The sequence below is a fragment of the Halobacillus sp. BAB-2008 genome (assembly GCF_000328325.1).
Lineage (GTDB): Bacteria > Bacillota > Bacilli > Bacillales > Halobacillaceae > Halobacillus.
The window spans coordinates 1-19,340 of the sequence record NZ_ANPF01000026.1 but is presented as its reverse complement, the minus strand read 5'-3'; the positions used below and the strand labels follow the sequence as shown (position 1 = coordinate 19,340).

General features: G+C 51.4%; 18 protein-coding genes and 2 tRNA genes. 4 read left to right on the top strand and 16 right to left on the bottom strand.

Translation table 11 applies throughout. From position 1 onward, the window contains the following. From D479_RS06645 to D479_RS06625, 5 genes are all read right to left on the bottom strand, one after another. Positions 1–670, bottom strand: a 670-nt coding sequence (locus D479_RS06645) for a 3-hydroxybutyrate dehydrogenase (RefSeq protein WP_008635065.1), incomplete at its 3' end; no start/stop codon positions are given. Positions 671–691: 21 nt separating this feature from the next. Further along, positions 692–1,366 carry a 3-oxoacid CoA-transferase subunit B gene (locus tag D479_RS06640; RefSeq protein WP_008635064.1) on the bottom strand — a complete coding sequence of 225 codons (675 nt, stop codon included), beginning with the start codon at positions 1,364–1,366 and terminating at the stop codon, positions 692–694. Positions 1,367–1,384: 18 nt separating this feature from the next. Then, positions 1,385–2,077 (bottom strand): CoA transferase subunit A, encoded by a 693-nt coding sequence (locus D479_RS06635; protein WP_008635063.1) that lies wholly within the window; start codon positions 2,075–2,077, stop codon positions 1,385–1,387. A gap of 195 nt (positions 2,078–2,272) precedes the next feature. Then, a complete protein-coding gene (locus D479_RS06630; RefSeq protein ID WP_008635062.1) occupies positions 2,273–3,634 on the bottom strand; it encodes a sigma-54-dependent Fis family transcriptional regulator in 1,362 nt (453 codons plus the stop codon). A 117-nt stretch (positions 3,635–3,751) separates the two neighbouring features. After that, positions 3,752–5,026 (bottom strand): M48 family metallopeptidase, encoded by a 1,275-nt coding sequence (locus tag D479_RS06625; protein ID WP_008635061.1) that lies wholly within the window; start codon positions 5,024–5,026, stop codon positions 3,752–3,754. 194 nt (positions 5,027–5,220) lie between these two features. Between D479_RS06625 and D479_RS06620 the strand changes: the two genes are divergently transcribed. The 3 genes from D479_RS06620 to D479_RS06610 all read left to right on the top strand — a co-directional run bounded on the left by D479_RS06620 (position 5,221) and on the right by D479_RS06610 (position 7,759). Next, positions 5,221–5,517, top strand: a complete 297-nt coding sequence (locus D479_RS06620; protein WP_008635058.1) for a hypothetical protein — start codon at positions 5,221–5,223, stop codon at positions 5,515–5,517. Positions 5,518–5,693: 176 nt separating this feature from the next. Beyond that, the gene (locus D479_RS06615) at positions 5,694–6,182 is read left to right on the top strand and encodes an Ltp family lipoprotein (RefSeq protein WP_008635055.1); all 489 of its coding nucleotides are present in this window, start codon (positions 5,694–5,696) and stop codon (positions 6,180–6,182) included. 233 nt (positions 6,183–6,415) lie between these two features. Next, entirely contained in the window at positions 6,416–7,759 is a 1,344-nt protein-coding gene (locus D479_RS06610; protein ID WP_008635053.1) for a sodium:alanine symporter family protein, read from the top strand. Between the two features lie 456 nt (positions 7,760–8,215). On the opposite strand, the gene D479_RS06605 is transcribed toward D479_RS06610, so the two are convergent. From D479_RS06605 to D479_RS06565, 9 genes are all read right to left on the bottom strand, one after another. Continuing rightward, positions 8,216–9,439 carry a trypsin-like peptidase domain-containing protein gene (locus D479_RS06605; RefSeq protein WP_008635051.1) on the bottom strand — a complete coding sequence of 408 codons (1,224 nt, stop codon included), beginning with the start codon at positions 9,437–9,439 and terminating at the stop codon, positions 8,216–8,218. 71 nt (positions 9,440–9,510) lie between these two features. After that, positions 9,511–10,305 carry an MBL fold metallo-hydrolase gene (locus D479_RS06600; protein ID WP_008635049.1) on the bottom strand — a complete coding sequence of 265 codons (795 nt, stop codon included), beginning with the start codon at positions 10,303–10,305 and terminating at the stop codon, positions 9,511–9,513. Positions 10,306–10,334: 29 nt separating this feature from the next. Further along, positions 10,335–11,225, bottom strand: coding sequence for a two-component system regulatory protein YycI (yycI, locus tag D479_RS06595; protein WP_008635047.1), 891 nt, complete (start codon positions 11,223–11,225; stop codon positions 10,335–10,337). Between the two features lie 17 nt (positions 11,226–11,242). Next, on the bottom strand, positions 11,243–12,589 hold the full coding sequence (gene yycH, locus D479_RS06590) for a two-component system activity regulator YycH (protein WP_008635044.1): 1,347 nt from the start codon (positions 12,587–12,589) through the stop codon (positions 11,243–11,245). Further along, positions 12,586–14,412 carry a cell wall metabolism sensor histidine kinase WalK gene (walK, locus tag D479_RS06585; protein ID WP_008635042.1) on the bottom strand — a complete coding sequence of 609 codons (1,827 nt, stop codon included), beginning with the start codon at positions 14,410–14,412 and terminating at the stop codon, positions 12,586–12,588. The genes yycH and walK overlap by 4 nt, the downstream gene beginning before the upstream one ends. 6 nt (positions 14,413–14,418) lie before the next feature. Next, positions 14,419–15,123, bottom strand: a complete 705-nt coding sequence (yycF, locus tag D479_RS06580) for a response regulator YycF (RefSeq protein ID WP_008635039.1) — start codon at positions 15,121–15,123, stop codon at positions 14,419–14,421. A 480-nt stretch (positions 15,124–15,603) separates the two neighbouring features. Continuing rightward, positions 15,604–16,902 (bottom strand): peptidoglycan DD-metalloendopeptidase family protein, encoded by a 1,299-nt coding sequence (locus D479_RS06575; RefSeq protein ID WP_008635037.1) that lies wholly within the window; start codon positions 16,900–16,902, stop codon positions 15,604–15,606. 317 nt (positions 16,903–17,219) lie between these two features. Further along, positions 17,220–17,292, bottom strand: a tRNA-Phe gene (locus D479_RS06570). A 244-nt stretch (positions 17,293–17,536) separates the two neighbouring features. Continuing rightward, a tRNA-Asp gene (locus D479_RS06565) sits at positions 17,537–17,613 on the bottom strand. 147 nt (positions 17,614–17,760) lie between these two features. Here D479_RS06565 and D479_RS06560 point away from each other — a divergent pair. Continuing rightward, the gene (locus tag D479_RS06560) at positions 17,761–18,243 is read left to right on the top strand and encodes a hypothetical protein (RefSeq protein WP_008635035.1); all 483 of its coding nucleotides are present in this window, start codon (positions 17,761–17,763) and stop codon (positions 18,241–18,243) included. A gap of 30 nt (positions 18,244–18,273) precedes the next feature. On the opposite strand, the gene D479_RS06555 is transcribed toward D479_RS06560, so the two are convergent. Together D479_RS06555 and D479_RS06550 are read right to left on the bottom strand one after the other, a co-directional pair. Beyond that, the gene (locus D479_RS06555; RefSeq protein WP_008635034.1) at positions 18,274–18,816 is read right to left on the bottom strand and encodes a TIGR00730 family Rossman fold protein; all 543 of its coding nucleotides are present in this window, start codon (positions 18,814–18,816) and stop codon (positions 18,274–18,276) included. Between the two features lie 74 nt (positions 18,817–18,890). Then, the coding region (locus tag D479_RS06550; RefSeq protein ID WP_008635032.1) for an adenylosuccinate synthetase at positions 18,891–19,340 on the bottom strand (450 nt) is incomplete at its 5' end.

Here is a 19,340-nt window from a genome sequence, read left to right as displayed (position 1 = left end):
GCAGACGCTTCTGTGGAACGAGCGGGTAAATGACTTCTTCCAAGACCTTTTCAAGCTCGATGCCGCGGTTGGCGGCGAGATCTTCCAGCTGGTTGCGGACGAGCGGCGTATCGACATAGCCCGGGCAGATGGCGTTAACGGTGATGCCGTGCTCTGCCCCCTCGAGCGCCGTCACTTTGGTCAGGCCGATGACGCCGTGCTTCGCGCTGTTGTAAGCGGATTTTCCGGCGAATCCGATCAGGCCGTTGATCGAGGACATGTTGAGAATACGGCCGAAGCCCTGCTTTTTCATGATCGGGAAGACGTGCTTCGTCGCCATGAACGGCGCGACAAGCATGATCTTCGTGATCAGCTCGAACTTCTCCGTCGGAAAATCTTCGATGGACGCCACGTGCTGGAGTCCCGCATTGTTGATGAGGACGTCGAGTCGGCCGTATGTGTCGACCGTCTGATCGACAGCTGCCTTGATCTGCTCTTCCTTCGTGACGTCACAGACGAGTCCGATCGCCTCCAGTCCCTCCTCCTTCAAGCCTGCGGCCGCTTGTTCGACCTTCTCCTTGTTGATGTCGCTGAGGGCGACCTTCGCTCCTTGTCTTGCGAAGGCGGCACCGAGCTGGTAGCCGATTCCGCTTGCTGCTCCTGTGATGAAAACAATTTTATTGTTGACCATGGGGGTTCCTCCTCTACCGGGTTACGTAGTCATTTTTACGAGCTCATCGCTGATGATGAGTGCTGCTTCTGTCGATGCCTCGATTTCTTCGACGCTCCAGCCTTCGGCGATTTCGACGAGCTTCAGCCCTTCTTCCGTCACGTCCATGACGGCACGTTCGGTGATGATCCGGTCGACGACGCCTTTACCGGTCAGGGGCAGGCTGCAGGACTTCAGGATTTTCGGATCGCCATGTTTATTGACGTGATCCATGATGATGACGACCTTCTTCGAGCCGTGGACGATATCCATCGCGCCGCCCATGCCTTTGATCATTTTCCCCGGGATCATCCAGTTGGCGAGGTCGCCGTTCTCTGCGACTTCCATGCCGCCGAGGATCGCCAAGTCCAAATGCTCGCCGCGGATCATCGCGAACGATTCGGCGCTGCTGCAGTAGGAAGCACCGACGGATGCAGTGACCGTCTCCTTACCTGCATTGATCAGATCCGGGTCGACTTCATCTTCGGTCGGGAAGCGGCCGATTCCGAGCAGTCCGTTCTCCGACTGGAGGACGACTTCTTTGTCTTCCTGGATGTAGTTCGCGACCATCGTCGGCATCCCGATCCCTAAATTGACATAGTAACCGCTTTCAATTTCCTGTTCGGCACGTCTTGCGATCATTTCTCTCACTTGCTTCTTATCGAGTTGTACAGCCATTGTTTCTCCTCCTTCGTATTATGCCTGTGTGACGGTACGGCGTTCGATCCGCTTCTCCTGTGCGCCTTCGATCAATCCTTGGACGTAAATGCCCGGCGTATGGATACGATCGGCATCGAGTTCCCCCGGTTCGACGAGCGTTTCGACTTCGGCGATCGTGACGGCTCCTGCTGTCGCCATCATCGGGTTGAAATTACGCGCCGTCTTGTTATAGACGAGGTTGCCGTAGCGGTCGCCCTTCCAGGCACGCACGAGGCTGAAATCGGCGGTGAGCCCTGTCTGCATGAGGTACTCCTTGTCGCCAAACGTCCGCACTTCCCTGCCTTCCGCAATCGGCGTTCCGACGCCCGCCGGTGTGTAGAAGGCCGGAATACCCGCGCCGCCTGCACGGATTCGTTCTGCGAGCGTCCCCTGCGGCGTCAGCTCGACCTCGAGCTCCCCTGCGAGCACCTGGCGTTCGAATTCCTTGTTCTCCCCGACGTAGGAGCCGATCATTTTATCGATTTGTTTATTTTTAAGCAGAAGTCCGAGCCCCCAATCGTCGACCCCGCAGTTGTTCGAGATGACGGTGAGGTGTTTCACGTTCGATTCGACGAGGGCGAGGATCAAGTTCTCCGGAATACCGACGAGCCCGAACCCTCCGACCATGATCGTGGCATGGTCTTTTATGTCTTTGACCGCTTCTTGATAAGATGAATAAATTTGTTTCATGTGTTTTCCACTCCCTTCACCCTTATACATGCAAGTTCCATGCCAACTTCCGAACCGCCGGGTCTGCGCCGTTCGACAGATTCCTTTTTCCAGAATACCGGAATAGATGAATAGATATTCATGAAAACCCTTACAAAGAGGGCAAAAAAGAAGCCTTCCATCATTCCGGAACAGTTTCCGGAATCGTGGAAGGCATCAGAGGCCGTATTTTTTCACTTTGTCATAGAAGCTTGATTTGCCGATCCGGAGTCTCGCGGCGGCTTTCGTCTTGTCACCGCCGCAGGCGTCCAGTGCGCGGGCGATGGCTTGCTTCTCCGCATGCTCGACGACGTCCTTGAGCGACTGCTCCCCGTCGAGCCCTTCCTGCATGCTGGTGAGATGGGAAGGAAGATCGATCAGCGTAATTTTCTCCCCGTCGGCCATGTGGACGGCGGACTCGATGACGTTTTCGAGTTCGCGGACGTTCCCGGGCCAAGGGTAGGACGTGAATAAGGCTTCGACCGCTTCATCGAACTCCCGGATACGCTTCCCTGTCCGGGCGGTGATTTTTTGCAGCAGGTATTTCGCAAGGACGCGCTGGTCATCGCCTCTGGCCCGGAGCGGCGGGATATCGATCTGGACGACGTTGATCCGGTAATAGAGATCTTCCCGGAACGTCTGGTTCTTGATCATCTCCTCGAGCGACTGGTTGGTCGCAGCGATGATCCGGACGTCGATGTCCTGCGGATGGACGGCACCGACCGCTTCGACCTCCCCTTCCTGAAGCACGCGGAGGATTTTCACCTGGGCGTGCATCGGCATGTCCCCGATCTCATCAAGAAAAAGCGTCCCGCCGTTCGCGAGCTGGAATTTGCCCGGCTTGCCGCCCTTTTTCGCCCCCGTGAAGGCACCCTCCTGATAGCCGAACAGCTCCGCTTCGATCAGATGCTCCGGAATGGCGGCACAGTTCACTTTGATGAACGGCTGATGGCTGCGTTCGCTCAAGTGATGGATGCTGTGGGCGAACAGCTCCTTGCCCGTTCCGCTCTCGCCGCGCAGGAGAATGGAGATGTCGCTGTGGGCGGTCTTGCGGATCTTCTCCTTCAGCGCAAGCATCCCGGGCGACTGGCTGATGATATCGTGCAGCGAGTATTTCGCCCCGTTCAGCTGCTGCATCTGACTCCGGTATGTCTCCAATTCCAAAAGAAGGTCCTTGATATGGGAATTCATGATCTTCCACTCATCCGTATCACGGAAAAGCACCATGCCGAGCGCACCGATGATCTCGCCGTTTTCATAAAGCGGAATCCGGTGGGCGATCATGTAGTCGCCGCGGATCTGCTGAAGGTCCGCCATCTCCTCCTCGCCGGTCTCGACGACGATGTGCATCCGCGTGTTCTCGATCACTTCCGTCACATGCCGGCCGCCGACCTTCGCTTGATCGACCGCGAGAAACCGGCAGTAGCTTTCGTTCATATAAGAGATGAGTCCTTCCTTATCGACAACGACGATACAGTGCTCGACATTTCCGAACAGTGTCTCCAATACGTGGTTCCGTTGGTTTTCCAATGAAAGCATCTGCTCCGCCTCCGTTTTTGATAGCGTTTCCAATAACCGTCATTTCCAATTTTACCAAATGTTCAGAAATGGAACCAGCTCAAAAAAGGACACCCTTGTGCAGGGCGTCCCTTCCCGTCATTCCGTTTTCTCCACATCCTTGCCGTATGTCTCCAACATATGGATCCGTTCCATCATCGTCGGGTGGCCGTAGCGCAGGTACTTCACGAGCGCCGGCGGGTCGACGTCGCTGAGTCCGTTGACGGTGAGTTCCTGGAACGAACCGATCGCCGCCTCGGTATCCTCGGTCATTTCGATCGCATAGCGGTCCGCATCCGTCTCCGCATTTCTTGAAATAGCGAGCTCGATCGGATTGGCTAGGAACGAAAGCAGCGTCAGAAGCAGATAGAACATCGGCAGGCTCGAGATGTCGGAGACTCTATCGAAGCCGAGCTTCCTGCCCCATTTGCGGACGGCTGTCTTCATTAAATGGTACGTGAACAAAAGTCCGAAGAAGGTGGAGACGATGACCCCCGCCAAATTCCAATACAGGTGGTTCATCACATAGTGACCGATTTCATGGGCCATGATGAACAGCACTTCGTTCTCCTTCAACCGGTTCAACGTCGTGTCCCACAGGACGATCCGCAGGTTGGAGCCGATGCCGTTCACGTAGGCATTCATGCTGTTCGTCTTCTCCGACATGTTCACTTCATACACCCGCTCCGCCGGTACGCCGGCATTATCGGCAAGGGTGAGGATCTTTTCCTCGAGCTGCTTATTCTGCAGCTCGCTGAAATCGTTATATAACGGATCGATCACGACCGGCTGCAGGTACATCATGAAGAAAAGAAACGGAATCATCAAGAACCAGGCGATCAGCCACCAGCGCCGTTCGAACTTTTTCATCAGGAAATAGAGGACGGTGATCAGGAGCGCCATGATGAGATAGCCGATCCAGAAACCGATCAGTTCATCCCGCATCCAGCTCGAGAACGACTGTGTCGAGATGCCGTATTCGACGGAAAGCCGGCGTCTGGCGTAGTCGAACGGGAACGTCAGGATCGTCGTCAACGTCAAAAGCAGCAGTACGAACAACGGCACACGGATGATCGTGAACCGCGAGACCTTGCTGCCGAATTCCTTGAAGGCCTTCGAAACACCGAAAATCATCACGCCGAGGTAGATGATCCACTCCAGCGGCTCGGCCAGAAAGGAAAGGAAATTCTGATAACGCGAGTATTCCTGACTGAGCATGAGCTCCCGATCGCTCATGAACGTTTTCGGATCCGCCGCGGTCCCCTCATAGGCGGCAGGGACGCCGATGTCGCTCCACTGAAAGAAATAAAGAGCCAGGAAGATGCCGTAAACGGCATATAGAATAAGGGTCCAAGTGAGAAACTTTTTTTTCACTTCTCCACCTCCATTGGAAAGTAAGACTCGTCTCATTGTACGAGTTCCCCGGTACGCTTAGAACTTCTGTGCTATCCCTATCCATACTACATAGACGGGCAGAATTCCTGTCGCCGGTCCTCTTTTCACTCATAATGCCCGGTCCTGCACATACATATAGACGGTACCATCCATTCCAAAGAGGAGATGATCAGATGAGTCCGAACAACAACTCTAAGGATAAGGAACAAGGCCCGGAAGGAAAAGACGGCTTCTTCAAAAGCGTGTCCAAGGAAGCCAACCACGTCGTCCAAAACACCGTCGACACCTCGGGAAAAATCATTAAATCGATTACCGGGGAAGGCGGCCTGATCGGCAAGACCCTTGATTCCTCCGGCAACATCATCAAGAAAGCGTCGGAGAAAGGGACGGAAGCATTCGATAAGACCGTCGATACATCGTCCGAGACGTTCAAAAAGATTAAGGATAAAGCCTTTAATAGGAAGAAATAATTTTCCGGAGCGTTCACCGTCAGCCCTTTCCGCAAGTCTATCTCTTCCCCCTCGCTTCGATCCGGTCCGTAGATCCTATAAAGAAAAACACATTCGATAGGTCGTTGTACACCTTTTTCCCCTTTTAATGGTAATATAGTTCTTGAAATGACAAAGGAATAATTTGGAGGGGAACCATGAACATTTACAAGGACTGGTGGATTTTGTGGATGGCTGTTGCAGTTGCCGGAGGAATTGCAGCTGGTGTAGGGGATGCGTCTTTGATCACAGACACGGAAGATTTTGCTTTGGAAGAACCTCTTACAAGCGAGACGGAGCCGACGGAAGAAGCTGCTCAGGAAGAAGCACCTGTGGAGGAAGCAGCAGCAGAAGACGCCTCTGTTTCCCAAGAAAACGCGGACGGAAAAGCCGTGGAATACATCAACATATTGGCCTTTTCGAAGAGCGGGTTGATCGAACAATTAGAGTTCGAGGGGTTCTCCAATGAGGAAGCGACCCTGGCTGTCGAGAGCTTGGATGTCGACTGGAACGAACAGGCCGGCAAGAAAGCACAGGAATACCTGGACGTCATGTCCTTTTCAAGAAGTGAATTGGTCGATCAACTGGAGTTCGACGGATTCACTCCGGAACAAGCAGAATATGGTGTCGATCAAACAGGGCTGTGATGGCTTGCTGTAAAGGTCCGTCTCTTCTTTTAGAACTCCCAAAAAGAAACCCGTAACGGGTTTCTTTTTTTCTTCTCTATCCCATCTCCTCCATTTTCTTCATAAAACCTGCCGAATTCCCTTCCAAATTCCCGCCAACGTTCGATTTCCGGGAAATAATCCTTGCTGAAAAACGTTTTCACGTGCGATACTCGTCCCTATACTCGTACATTAGAAAAGGAAGGGACAGAAAATTGGAACGATTAACAGACGTATTCATTCATATAAATAGTTTCTTATGGGGCCCGGTCATGCTCATTTTCCTTCTTGGCACCGGCGTATGGCTCACGCTCCAGCTTCGCTTCATCCAGGTCCGGTATCTCGGAGAGGGGTTCAAGCAGACGTTCGCTCCCCTGTTCAAGAAGGAGAAGCAGGAAGGTATCCATTCATTCAAAGCCCTCGCGACATCCATCTCCGCCCAGGTCGGAACCGGTAACCTCGCCGGTGTAGCGACAGCCATCGCAGCCGGCGGTCCGGGAGCGATCTTTTGGATGTGGATCAGCTCATTCTTCGGGATGGCCACGATTTTCGCAGAGGCCGTACTCGCTCAACTCTATAAAGTGAAGAAGGGCGATCAGGTGCACGGCGGCCCTGCCTACTACATCCGCGACGGACTCGGAAGCAAGTGGCTGGCCGGCTTTTTCGCGGTCGCGATCATCATCGCTCTCGGATTCGTCGGCAATATGGTCCAGTCGAACGCCATTACGACAGCGATGAACGAGGCGACAGGGACCACATCGCCATTCGTCAACCTGATCATCGGCGTCGTCATCGCCGTGTTGATCGGCTTGATCCTGTTCGGCGGCATCAACCGAATCTCAAGCTTCGCAGGTAACGTCGTTCCCGTCATGGCTCTCTTGTACATCATCGGAAGTCTCGTCATTCTCATCCAATATTGGGATCATGTCCTGCCGACGATCGCCCTGATCGTTGAATCGGCCATCAGTCCGGAAGCAGCGGGCGGCGGTGTTCTCGGTGCAACGATCAAAGAAGCGATTCGTTACGGCCTTGCCCGCGGCTTGTTCTCCAACGAAGCCGGAATGGGTTCGACCCCGCACGCACACGCAGTCGCGAATGTGAAGAAGCCGTCGCAGCAGGGACTTGTCGCAATGGTCGGTGTGTTCATCGACACAGCCATCATCTGTACGATGACGGCGATGGTCATCCTCGTCACCGATGCCCATCATTCCGGTCTCGCAAGCAGCGCCATCACTCAGGAAGGCTTCGCCCGCGGCTTAGGCGAATTCGGCGTCCCGTTCATCGCCGTCTGCCTGCTGTTCTTCGCCTTCACGACGATCCTCGGCTGGGCATACTTCGGAGAAGTCAACGTCAAGTTCCTGTTCGGGGAGAAAAGGGTTCCCGTCTACCGCGCCATCGTCCTTGTCTGCATCGTCCTCGGTGCGCTTGTGCAAGTCGATTTCGTCTGGGAAATGGCCGACACCTTCAACGCTCTGATGGTCCTGCCCAACTTGATCGCCGTCCTGGCATTGACGAAGCTGATCAAGAAGACGTGGAAAGAAGACAAAACAATCGGATAAAACGAAAAAACCGGATGCTTGTCCGTCCTCTCCATAGAGAGGCGGGAGCGTCCGGTTTTTTTCGGCCTACTATCGGGGGACGTTACTTTTAGACAAAATCCAGCGGATCTGTCCGTGAATTTCCACTCCTTTTTCAAGAAAGAAAAAGCCAATTTATTATTCACATGTGGAAAAATTCCGCTAACGGAAATAGTTACCCACATTTGTCCACAGACTTATGCACAAAACTTGTTAATTTTCTGATATTCACAGGTAACCCCACACTATAAACAGGTTATACACAGATTTTATCCACATATTCACAAGCGACTCAGCTATATGGTGGCGAACATAGATTCTTATACCATATATATGACTTATCCAGAGAAGTATTCACAGGGTGTGGATAAGTTTCTGTGGAATAAAAGCGAAAATTATCGAATGATGACAAAAGAAAAGCACCCGATTGTGGGTACTTTACTCTTGTGATCCTAAGGTCACGGTTGTCGTATTCTTTTCTCCATCACGATAGTACGTGACTTCCAACTCTTCTCCCGGATCCTTCTCATCATAGAGGTATTTCCGGAGGTCGATGATATTCTCGACTCCATTGCCGTCCAATTCCGTGATGACATCAAGCGGCTCCAAGCCTGCTTTGGCAGCTGGAGACATTTGACGGATGCTGCGGATATAAAGGCCGCCTTCTACATCCTCCGGAAGATTCAACGTGCCTCTCCATTCGGATGTCGGTACTTCATTCAATCCATAAGCCTCCACACCGATATACGGGCGGTTCACCTGTCCGAACTCTTCCAACTCATCGATGATCGGTTTCGCCGCATCGATCGGAATGGCAAAGCCGATTCCTTCCACAGCGGATTCCGCAATCTTCATGGAGTTGATGCCGATCAGCTGACCGTCGATGTTGATCAGGGCGCCTCCGCTGTTCCCCGGGTTAATGGCAGCATCGGTCTGAATAACTTCCGACTGCCAGTCATCCAGGCCGTCTCCATCGAAATCCTGCGGAATGGCTCGTTCTTTCCCACTGATGATTCCCTGAGTGACGGATCCTGCGAAGCTGAGTCCGAGCGGGTTACCAATGGCAATGGCCGGTTCGCCGACTTTCAGCGCATCCGAGCTCCCGATTTCCGCTACATGCTCCACTTGGTCTCCCGGCATTTCCAGCACAGCCAGGTCTGTGAATATATCACTTCCGACCAGCTCTGCCTGGATGCGGGTGTCATCGGATAAGACGACTTCGATTTCATTCGCCCCTTCGATGACGTGGTTATTCGTCACGACATAGGCCGTTCCATCCGCTTTCTTATAAATGACTCCGGAACCGACGCCGGCCTCCTGTTGGCCGCCTTCCTGCTGCCAGAAGTTCTCCTGCGACTGCAGATTGACAACGCCGACGACCGACGGTGTCACTTTACCGACGATATCGGTGATCTGGGTCGTCACATCCAGTTCGACATTCTTCTGCGTATCCCCGGTCAGTTCCTGGTCGTCGTTAACCAGTCCGCTTTCATCTTCCGGAATAGTGATGTCATATGGCAATAAGTCCGTCTGAACGAGCGCGGGCAGCGCCAGCAGGACCAGTACCGCGCCAAGGATGCCGCCGACGACCGTCGGCATGACCCAGCGCCTGCGCTGCTTCTTCTCACGCCCGGACTGGGAATGATCATCATAATAGCCCAAACCTCTTCACCTGGCCTTTCCTCATGGGTTTGTAAAGTATTGTTACCTTATTCTTCGCAACTTCAAACCATTTAAACCTCAAAGATAGGAGTCGCCTGTTCAGGGTCGGTGTCATGGAGTTGAATTCTCGATCCAAGCTCGAATCCCCGCTCTTCCAATACGTTCTTCACAGACATACGTGCCAGGTCCTTCATGTTGTTGTCGAGACTGAGGTGTGCCAGGTAGATCCGCTTCGTCTTATCTGTGATGATATCCGTCAACGCAAGCGCACAGTCTTCGTTCGAAACGTGGCCGGAATCCCCGAGGATCCTCCGTTTGACGTTCCATGGATAGCGCCCCATCCGCAGCATGCTGACGTCATGATTCGATTCGAAAATATAGGCATCCGCACCTTCTACCGTCTTCTTGATCCGTTCGGATACATAGCCGAGGTCGGTGACGAGCGCCACTTTTCTGCCGTCCTGATGAAAGGTGTAAAACATCGGGTCGGCCGCATCATGGGATACGGAGAACGATTCGACATCCAAGCCGCCGAACGTCTGCGTCTCTTCCATCTTGAACTCGAATTTCTGGTCGACCGACAGCTTGCCGATATGGCCTTCCATCGCCTTCCACGTTTTTTCATTCGCATACACAGGCAGGTTGTAGCGCCGTGCCATAATTCCGAGACCCTTGATGTGATCACTGTGCTCATGGGTGACGAGGATTCTCGAAAGCGTACTCGGATCGACGCCGACCTGATCGAACAAACCCTCTATCTTCTTACCGCTCAGCCCGGCATCCACCAGAATCCGCTCTTCCCCTGATTCAATAAAAAACGCGTTCCCCGTACTGCCCGAAGCAAGTACACTAAAACGTAATGTCATTCGATACACTCCATTTAATTCGTTTCTCCTTAATCTCCCTGTCCATCTGATTCTTCTGAAGGGCTTTCGTTGAGATCATATCTCGACAGGACCCCTTCGATGAAATCCGACTCCGATATGTCGATGATCGTACCGGAATACGCATATAAGAACTTGTTGTCTTCTTCATTGACCGTCACTTTCCACGTCGGTGCAAACATCTGCGGGCCATAGTCTTCGCCGGGCTCGAGATTGAAGCTGCTGTGGTAACCGATACTCATCGCTGTAATTTCATCACCAGAGCTGATTTCACCGGCATCATACAACTTCTTGACAGCGTTGACCGGTCCGATAACGTCGCCGCCCTGACTCGCCTCTCCGGCTTCCGGTTCCCCGAACGAAAGCATGGCTGCGACATAGCCGTTCATGTCTCCTCCCGAGACGTCGACAAGCAGGTAGCCACCCTCATTGAAATAGACGGTCCTGTCATTCGCCTTCTGGAAGAACAGGGCGACCCCCTGCTCCTCATTCCAACCCCAGAACGAATACTGGGACCCGAAGGGAATGTGTTCATTCACTTTATTTTGAATATCATCCTTCGTCACTTCGATCGGTTCATTGAAGGTGCCGCGGACGACGTTATCTTCCACCTCGACCGACTGTTCATCTTTATCGACCTCCTCCACCTGCGAGTCGATCTCCTCCAACAGTTCGTCATTAATCCGCGATTGCAGCCCTTCTACGTTAGGCACCTCCTCCGCAAGTACATCGTCGGCAAAGGTGATATCGTTTGAAGCAAGCTCTTCTTCCGCGTTTTCGGATTCTGTTGATATTTGACTCAGCTCGGTTTCTTCCTGTTTATCAAGGAACTGGGTGAACAAGAAGATGTCCAGCACAAGGAAGCTGAGAATGAATAACAATTTAATTTGACCCCACTGCATCTTCTCCGCCTCCCTGCTTAAGAAATCTCTTCATTCTGACCTTGGTTCCTTTCAAATAACGGCTGCCATCCGGAAGACGTCTGGATATACCATTCCGGAATCAGATTATAAGCAAGCCTGTTCGTCTGTTCCTCCAGCGTGTAGCTGATCCGGATATCCTGAATGGAAGCGTAGTCGATGTTATTGTTCTGCAGATAACGAACGACTTCTTCTCCGGATTCCAGCGCTCCGATCGTTTCCGAAATCGTCTTGAATTTAACAAGTGGACGGATGTAGCGCTGGATCTCGTCCTGCTCATACGATAGGGCGATCGTCGCCAGCTGATAGGTCCCCTGCCCTTCCATGACTGGAATATCATTGTATTTCATCCGGTACTGGACCATATCGGAAGAATTGGAGACGAGCTGGAACTGGTTCGTCCAGCCAAGGTGGCCGTTGACGTCCGTAATGCTGCGTCGCAGCAGCTCATAGCCGTCCAAGTTGCCGGAATTGACCGAGTTCGGAATCATGTAGAGATATTCCATCCGCCGGTCGCCGTCCAATACATCAAGGCGACGCCCTTCGGAAGCCCGGAATCTCGGTTCCCCGCTGCTTGTTTTGTACCTGGATACAAGGGAAGTCGACGGAAACAATGCATTCCTCAGTGTAGCGATCGGTACAGGATCGGTTTGAAGCACATATTCTTCGATGTTCTTACGCTTCTCCGGGATATAAATATGGTCATACGCCGAAGTATCCGCATTAGGGAAAGCATCGGAGAGACGGAGCTGCTTGTTCAGCTTCTGCTCGTCTTCCAGCTCACGAAAAGCACGGTCACCATCAGCGGAGTTGATTGTAGCCCGGAGCACAGGAGCTTGTTCTTCCGTATTGACGAACCACACTTGATAACTGGGTGCCTTTTCCCCTTGAGGAGCGGTCAAAAAGACACGGTCGAATTTCTGCCGGACGTTCTCGATCTGCTCTTTGTCCACTTGGAAAAGGTCCCCGATCACTTTGACCGGTACCTGGGCAGGGAAAATAACCTCCACCGCATCCTTCTGCTGGTCTGCCGATATTTCCTTCGGATTGACGTTCAAGTTGTTGAGCGTCCACTCCTGCATATCTTTATAAAAGGACGAGCGTTCCAGCTCCTCTTTGTAGGCATAGAAGTTCCCCTGATCATGGAAGACGACCTTTTCCGGTTCGATCAGTTCCGATAATGTCCGTTCCTGACCGAGATTGTCCAGTGTCGTATCGTCGATAAGCGTATTTTCACTGTCGTCACTTTCCGCCACCGGCTGATAGTTCCATAGCGCAACGGTCAGCACGAGACTGAAAGCGATCAATATAATCAAAACGACGGTCTTCATCGTTTCTCTCTTCACGATTGTCCCCTCCGCTTCTGAATGAGCGGCAGCGTAAAGTGGACGGTCGTCCCTTTTCCTTCTTTACTTTCCGCCCAGATCTTCCCGTGGTGGGCTTCAATCATTTCCCGGGCAATAGCGAGCCCGAGTCCGGTCCCGCCCATTTCCCGGGCACGGGATTTGTCGACCCGGTAGAAACGATCGAAAATCTTATCGACCGTATCCGGCGGCATCCCGATCCCTTCATCTTTGATGCTCACGCGCAGCTGTTTCCTTGTCGCATGGGCATCGAAGCGGATCGTCCCGCCTTCCGGTGAATATTTAATGGCATTGGATATGACGTTATCCAGCACCTGGGTAATCTTATCTTTGTCGATCCATACATACATGTCTTTACCCGATAGGTTGCGGACGAACGTCATTTTCTCATCTTTGTTCATCTCGAACCGATCGATGACATGGTGGAAGAAGCCGCCGAATTCGACACGCTCTTTCATCAGCGGCGTTTCTTTATGATCCATTTTCGTCAGCTGCAAAAGGTCGTTGACGAGACGGATCATCCGGTCGGTTTCATTCTGTGTGACGTCAAGGAAGCGCGGAGCGATCTCCGGATCCTGCCAGGCACCATCATTCAACGCCTCGATATAGCTGCGCATCGTCGTAAGCGGCGTCCGCAGCTCATGGGATACGTTCGAGACGAACTCCCGGCGCTCCTGCTCGACCTTCTCCTGCTCGGTGACGTCACTGATCACGGTGATGAATCCATCCATTTCGTCGTTCTCATCCTCGACGACAGAGAAGTTCGCCTTCAAGAGCAGCTGCTGCTGTTCATCGCTCAAATCGATGATCATCGAACCCTGCTCCTCCACTTCGGACATCTCTTCAATCTGATCGTTCAAATCAAGCACATCGATCAGCGACTGTCCCTGAACGTCCTCGAACGAACGGCCGATCAGCTTCGAAGCGGGAGCGTTCATAAGGATGATTGCACCAAGCCGGTCTGTCGCGATGACACCATCCGACATGTTGGAAAGGACCGAACTCAGCTTTCTCCGCTCTCCTTCCGTCGTCGCCTGGGAGAGCTTCAGTTTATCGTTCAGCTCATTGAACGTATGACCGAGCTGGCCGATTTCATCGTTTCCTTTGACGTCGACCTTCTGCGAAAAGTCACCAGTCGCCATGATCTGCGCCTGTTCTTCCATTTCCGTCAGCGGTCTCGTAATCGCGCGGGCGACCAAAATCCCGAGCAAAGCGGTAACGGCGATCGCCAAGACCGTCCCTTTGGCGAAGATGCTGTTGATATCCTGCATCTGCTCGTAAATCTCGTTCGTCGATACCTCGTAGTGGAGGACGCCGACGATCTCATTCCCCGCTTCGTTCGTAATCGGTCTCGAACCGACATAGAGCCGTTCGTTCGTCTCGCTGTCCCTTACATTCCTCGGCTCGGTCGCCTCTCCCAGAATAAACACTTTCGTAATTCTCGTATCCGTCACCTTTTTGCCGATGATTCCATCTTCCGAACCGAAGGCGGCGATGACATTCGGGCTGTTGTCGACGACCCACAGCTTCCTTATGTTCTCATCATCCAGGGAATAGAGCAGACTGTTGACATCGGAGGCGAGCGATGGCGTATCCTCATCACGCTCGACGCTGAAGGCATTCTGCAGGCTGAAGGTAAGAGAGTTCAGCTGCGATTCTACGGAACTCTCGAAGTTGTTCGTCAACTGATCTTCCAAGCGCTTAACAAAATAGGCCCCAATTACTTGGATGCCTAGTAAAAGTAATAAAATGTAGACTAGAATCAATTTCAGCCGAACCGACTGAAAAAAGCCGACTTTCTTCATCAGACGTTACTCCTGCTCCGGGTTTCTCAAATAGTACCCTACTCCGCGGCGGGTGACGATCCAAATCGGATTACTTGGATTCTCTTCGATTTTCTCACGAAGACGGCGTACCGTAACATCGACGGTCCGGACGTCACCATAATAGTCGTAACCCCAAACCGTTTCCAACAGATGCTCCCTCGTCATGACCTGTCCGATATGGCGGGCCAGATAATGAAGCAGTTCGAATTCACGATGGGTAAGCTCGATATAATTGCCGTCACGCGTCACTGTGTATGCATCAGGATGAATCGACAAACGGCCGATCGTAATATCCTTCGTCTGCTGGGAGCTGTCTTCCGGCTCCTGCTGATGACGGCGGAGATTCGCTTTGACACGGGCGATCAATTCCCGGTTGCTGAACGGTTTCGTCACGTAATCATCCGCACCCATTTCAAGGCCGAGGACTTTGTCGATTTCTGCATCCTTCGCCGTCAGCATGATGATCGGCATATTGTGACGCTTCCTTACTTCTCTGCACACTTCATTTCCGTCTTTGTTCGGAAGCATGATATCAAGCAGGATCAGCTCCGGCTGCTCTTCGTCCGCTTTGGCGATGGCTTCATCCCCATCATGAGCGCACACTACCTCATATCCTTCCTTTTCTAAATTGAACTTCAATATATCTGCAATCGGTTTCTCATCGTCTACTACTAGAATCTTTTGTGCCACCTTGCGTCACATCCTTTTCTTCGACTTCTCTTTCTTTCCCTCATTTTAACTCATTTGAAGCTAAATGTCTTATTTGACTCCAAAGCTTCCACGGATCCTTCCTGTCCCCCTTAGTTTTATACCAAAACAAACAAAAAATCCGCTATGAATAATCATAGCGGATTCCTGCATGGAGGTGGGTATTTCTTGTGGAGAGGGCGGGTTCCGGGAAATGGGACGCTTTCCACGGGGCGTCCGGTGAGCCTCCTCATCGCTGCGCTCTTCCGGGGTCTCACCTGTTCCGCTAATCCCGCTGGAGTCTGCCCATTTCCCTCCACCCTCTTCTTAAAAAGTTTCTCCTTGATTCGCTTATAAGACAAACGCTTGGCCAAAAGAACAAATCTTCTCTCCATATTGCTCGTCTATCCAACCCGTCTGTTATCAAACGATTAAAACGATTAAAAAGCCAGAGATCCGCTATGAAAATCATAGCAAATCCATCTATTTGGATACATAGTCCAAAGGATTCTTTAATGCTCCGTCTTTATGAATTTCAAAATGGAGATGGACACCGGTGGAGTGGCCGGTCGTTCCCATTTTCCCGATTTTGCCGCCCTGTTTCACGACATCGCCCCGTTTCACATCGATCGACTCGAGATGTGCATAGATCGTTTCATATCCGTTGCCGTGGTCGATGACGACTTTGTTGCCGAAACTCTTCTTGAAGCCTGCTTCCACGACTTTCCCATTGTCCGCAGCTTTGATCGTCTTATCCTTCACACCGGCGATATCGATTCCTTTATGATAACGTCCCCATCTTTCTCCCTGCTTACTTGTGATTACACCACCGACAGCGGGCCAGATGAACGTACCGTCTCCTCTGGACGGAACAGCCTTCGTACCTTCGATGATCACTTTCTTCACAGGCTCTTTCGTCGTCTCTTCCTTTACGACCTCTTCTTCCTGCTTCTCTCCGTTTGTAAAGACGAACTTGGTGTGAATTTCTTTTTCACCAGGCTGTCCTTCCTGCTTCACTTCTTTTTCTCCTTTATAGAGATCGTCCGATCGTTTGACTTCGACCGGATAGTCCACTTCTTCTTCCTTCACCCGCATCTTCCGGACGATGACATCAAGGGAAGGGGCAGGGTTATCCGTAAGCAGTGTATCGACATCTGGATAAGCTGTCGTCCATTCTTCTTTTGTCAGGTCGGAATCGAACGTGTCCCCTTCTTTTATACGATCGACCGCCTCATCCACCGTATCGACGAAACGGACCGGGACTGCCTGCTCGTCATAGGATACTTTCTCCCCAAGGCTTACATCCAGCACCTTCGTTTCTCCAGGCTTTGGATCCGCCGGTTCGCCTTCCTCCAACTGCTGGAGCACTTCCGGCTGAACGTATTCTTCCTTATATTTCTCTACGACTTGATCCGCTTCCGCTTCATCCGGAACGTGTGCCACCGGGCGGCCGTCAATGTTGACCTGCACCGTGTTCACCGTCACACGCACTTCTTCATCAAGCGCATCCAGCACCTGCTTCTCTTCCGGATCGGCAGAGAAAACCCGCTCCGCTTTGTAGGAAACGTCTTTATCCAACTTCGTATCCCATTCCTCCGGGACGTCCGCTTCTTCAAGTTTCTGATCCAAATACGACTCGACCTTCGATTTATCTGTGACCGTCCCGACAGGTTTATCATCCACATAAACGTGGTATACCGTGTCCAAAGAACGTTCTGCATAAACTGTACCTACACTAAGACTCGTGACCGCGACCGCCGTGACAGCAACTTTCTTCCACATCTACCAAGTCCTCCTGAGTATAATTAATAAATTTATAAGAATTTATAACAATCCTGTAAAATCCTCATTTAATCTATCACAGCAGAGGGCTTGATAAAACAACAATTCCGAATTGTAAAGAAGATATAATTTTCTTGGCAAAATTACGAAAGATACGGTTTAAATACATACAATTCGTGTATATTTACTCTATTTAAGTACAATATATTTAAAGTTTAAATGTGGTAACACTAGAATATTATCTATTAATCTTCAACTTTTTCCAAAGAATAAAATATCAAAAAACGCCTGCGTAGAATACGCAGACGTTCTGGTAGTGGCTCGGGACGGAATCGAACCGCCGACACACGGATTTTCAGTCCGTTGCTCTACCGACTGAGCTACCGAGCCATGCTATTATTAATAGTTTGTTTGATCTTCGCACCTTATCTGGTTTCGATGATCATTCGAAGAAGATGTGCTCTTCGCGTTGCAAGCTGTTTCGGTGACGATTACGCTCATCGCAAAGCCTGCACCGAAGATAATTCGTGAGGTTTACGGCTTCTCTACCGAGCCATATATTAGAATTCAATTTGTAATCATCAGGTAACACATTATTCATGTGTTCGACATTACATAGATGTTATAATAAAAATGGCGGTCCGGACGGGACTCGAACCCGCGACCTCCTGCGTGACAGGCAGGCATTCTAACCAACTGAACTACCGGACCGAAAAACCACTTGTTTACTGCAACGATAACTATCTTACCACATACATAAAAGACAACGCAATAGTTAATTTAGTAGAGAGCAAGTTTCCATCATGATACCAGTCCCACTATCATACACATGTGAACAAGGGAGAAAGGAGGTCCTAGTTGAAGAGAATCTTTCGATATGTCGCTTTCGTCCTCATTCTATTATTGATTTCTTTCATCGGTTTCTTAAAGCTCAATCCCCCGTTGGCCCATGGTTCCATCGGTACCACACAGGACAAACAGACCGTTATTGTCGCTGTCGGCAACCAGAATTGGATCGGTGACATCCAGATTACGAACGTCGCCACCAACAATAAGGAAACACCTTCGAATGTAAAAATGCAGATCAGTGATTCCGACAAAGGCTTTATACTTACAGATACGTACGCGCTCGTCGATGAATCCTACGACATGCAGGATTATGAAACCATCGTCCTCGGACCGGATACATCGCCGCTTTCTTCCAAGAAAGTAGCAGCCGCAACCGACTCGAATCCATCGACGATTTACGGTCTGAGTATCAGTCAGGATACATCCATTGACCGGATCGAAGTGTCTTACCGATATTTCGGCCTTTCCTTCATAGAAACCATCCACATTTAACAACCGAGCTGCCAGCAGCTCGGTTTTCTTTTACATTTTTAATTCCAGTGCTTCCAACAGCTGCACGGGATCTTTCTCCTGCATCAGGAACCGGCGGTTATCCTCCGGGACGAAGCCCGCTTCGATGGCATGTTCCACGAGATTCATAAGCGGGGTGTAATACCCGTTGATATTAAAAAGGGCAAGCGGCTTCGTGTGAATGCCGATCTGAGCCCAGCTGATAACCTCGAATAACTCCTCCCACGTACCGAATCCTCCGGGCAATGCGATATAGCCGTCCGCCAATTCACTCATTTTCGCCTTCCGTTCATGCATCGTGTCCACTTCGATCATCTCGGTCACATCCGGATGGGCAATTTCTTTCGTAAACAGCCGCGTCGGCATAACCCCCGTCACCCGACCGCCGTTTGCCAGCACCTCATCTGCCATCACGCCCATCAGACCGCTCTTCGCTCCTCCGTAAACAAGCTCGATTCCTTTCTTCCCGAGCGCTTCCCCAAGCTTCCGCACTTCCTCTTTATAAACCGGATCCGTTCCCAAACTGGACCCGGCAAATACACACACTCGTTTCAATCCCACACACCCCTTTTCTTTCTATCATAAACAAAAAACGCCTGACTGAAACAGCCAGGCGTTCGTCCAATCGGTTATTCGCTGTACACGCTGCGGACGACGTTCGTCTGAGAACGATCCGGACCCACAGAGAAGACAGACAACGGGATACCAGTCAGTTGAGACACACGCTCGATGTAGTGGCGCGCGTTAGCCGGAAGCTCACCAAGAGATTTCACTCCTGTGATGTCTTCCTCCCAACCAGGCATTTCTTCATATACAGGCTCACACTCAGCAAGGACCTTAAGGCTCGCCGGGAACTCCTCCATAATTTCACCTTTATACTTATAGGCCGTACAGATCTTAAGGTTCTTGATCCCCGTCAAAACATCGATGGAGTTCAAGGATAGATCAGTGATTCCGCTCACACGGCGTGCGTGGCGGACTACGACACTGTCGAACCAGCCGACACGGCGCGGACGTCCGGTCGTCGTACCGTATTCACGGCCGACTTCGCGGATTTGATCCCCGATTTCATCGTGAAG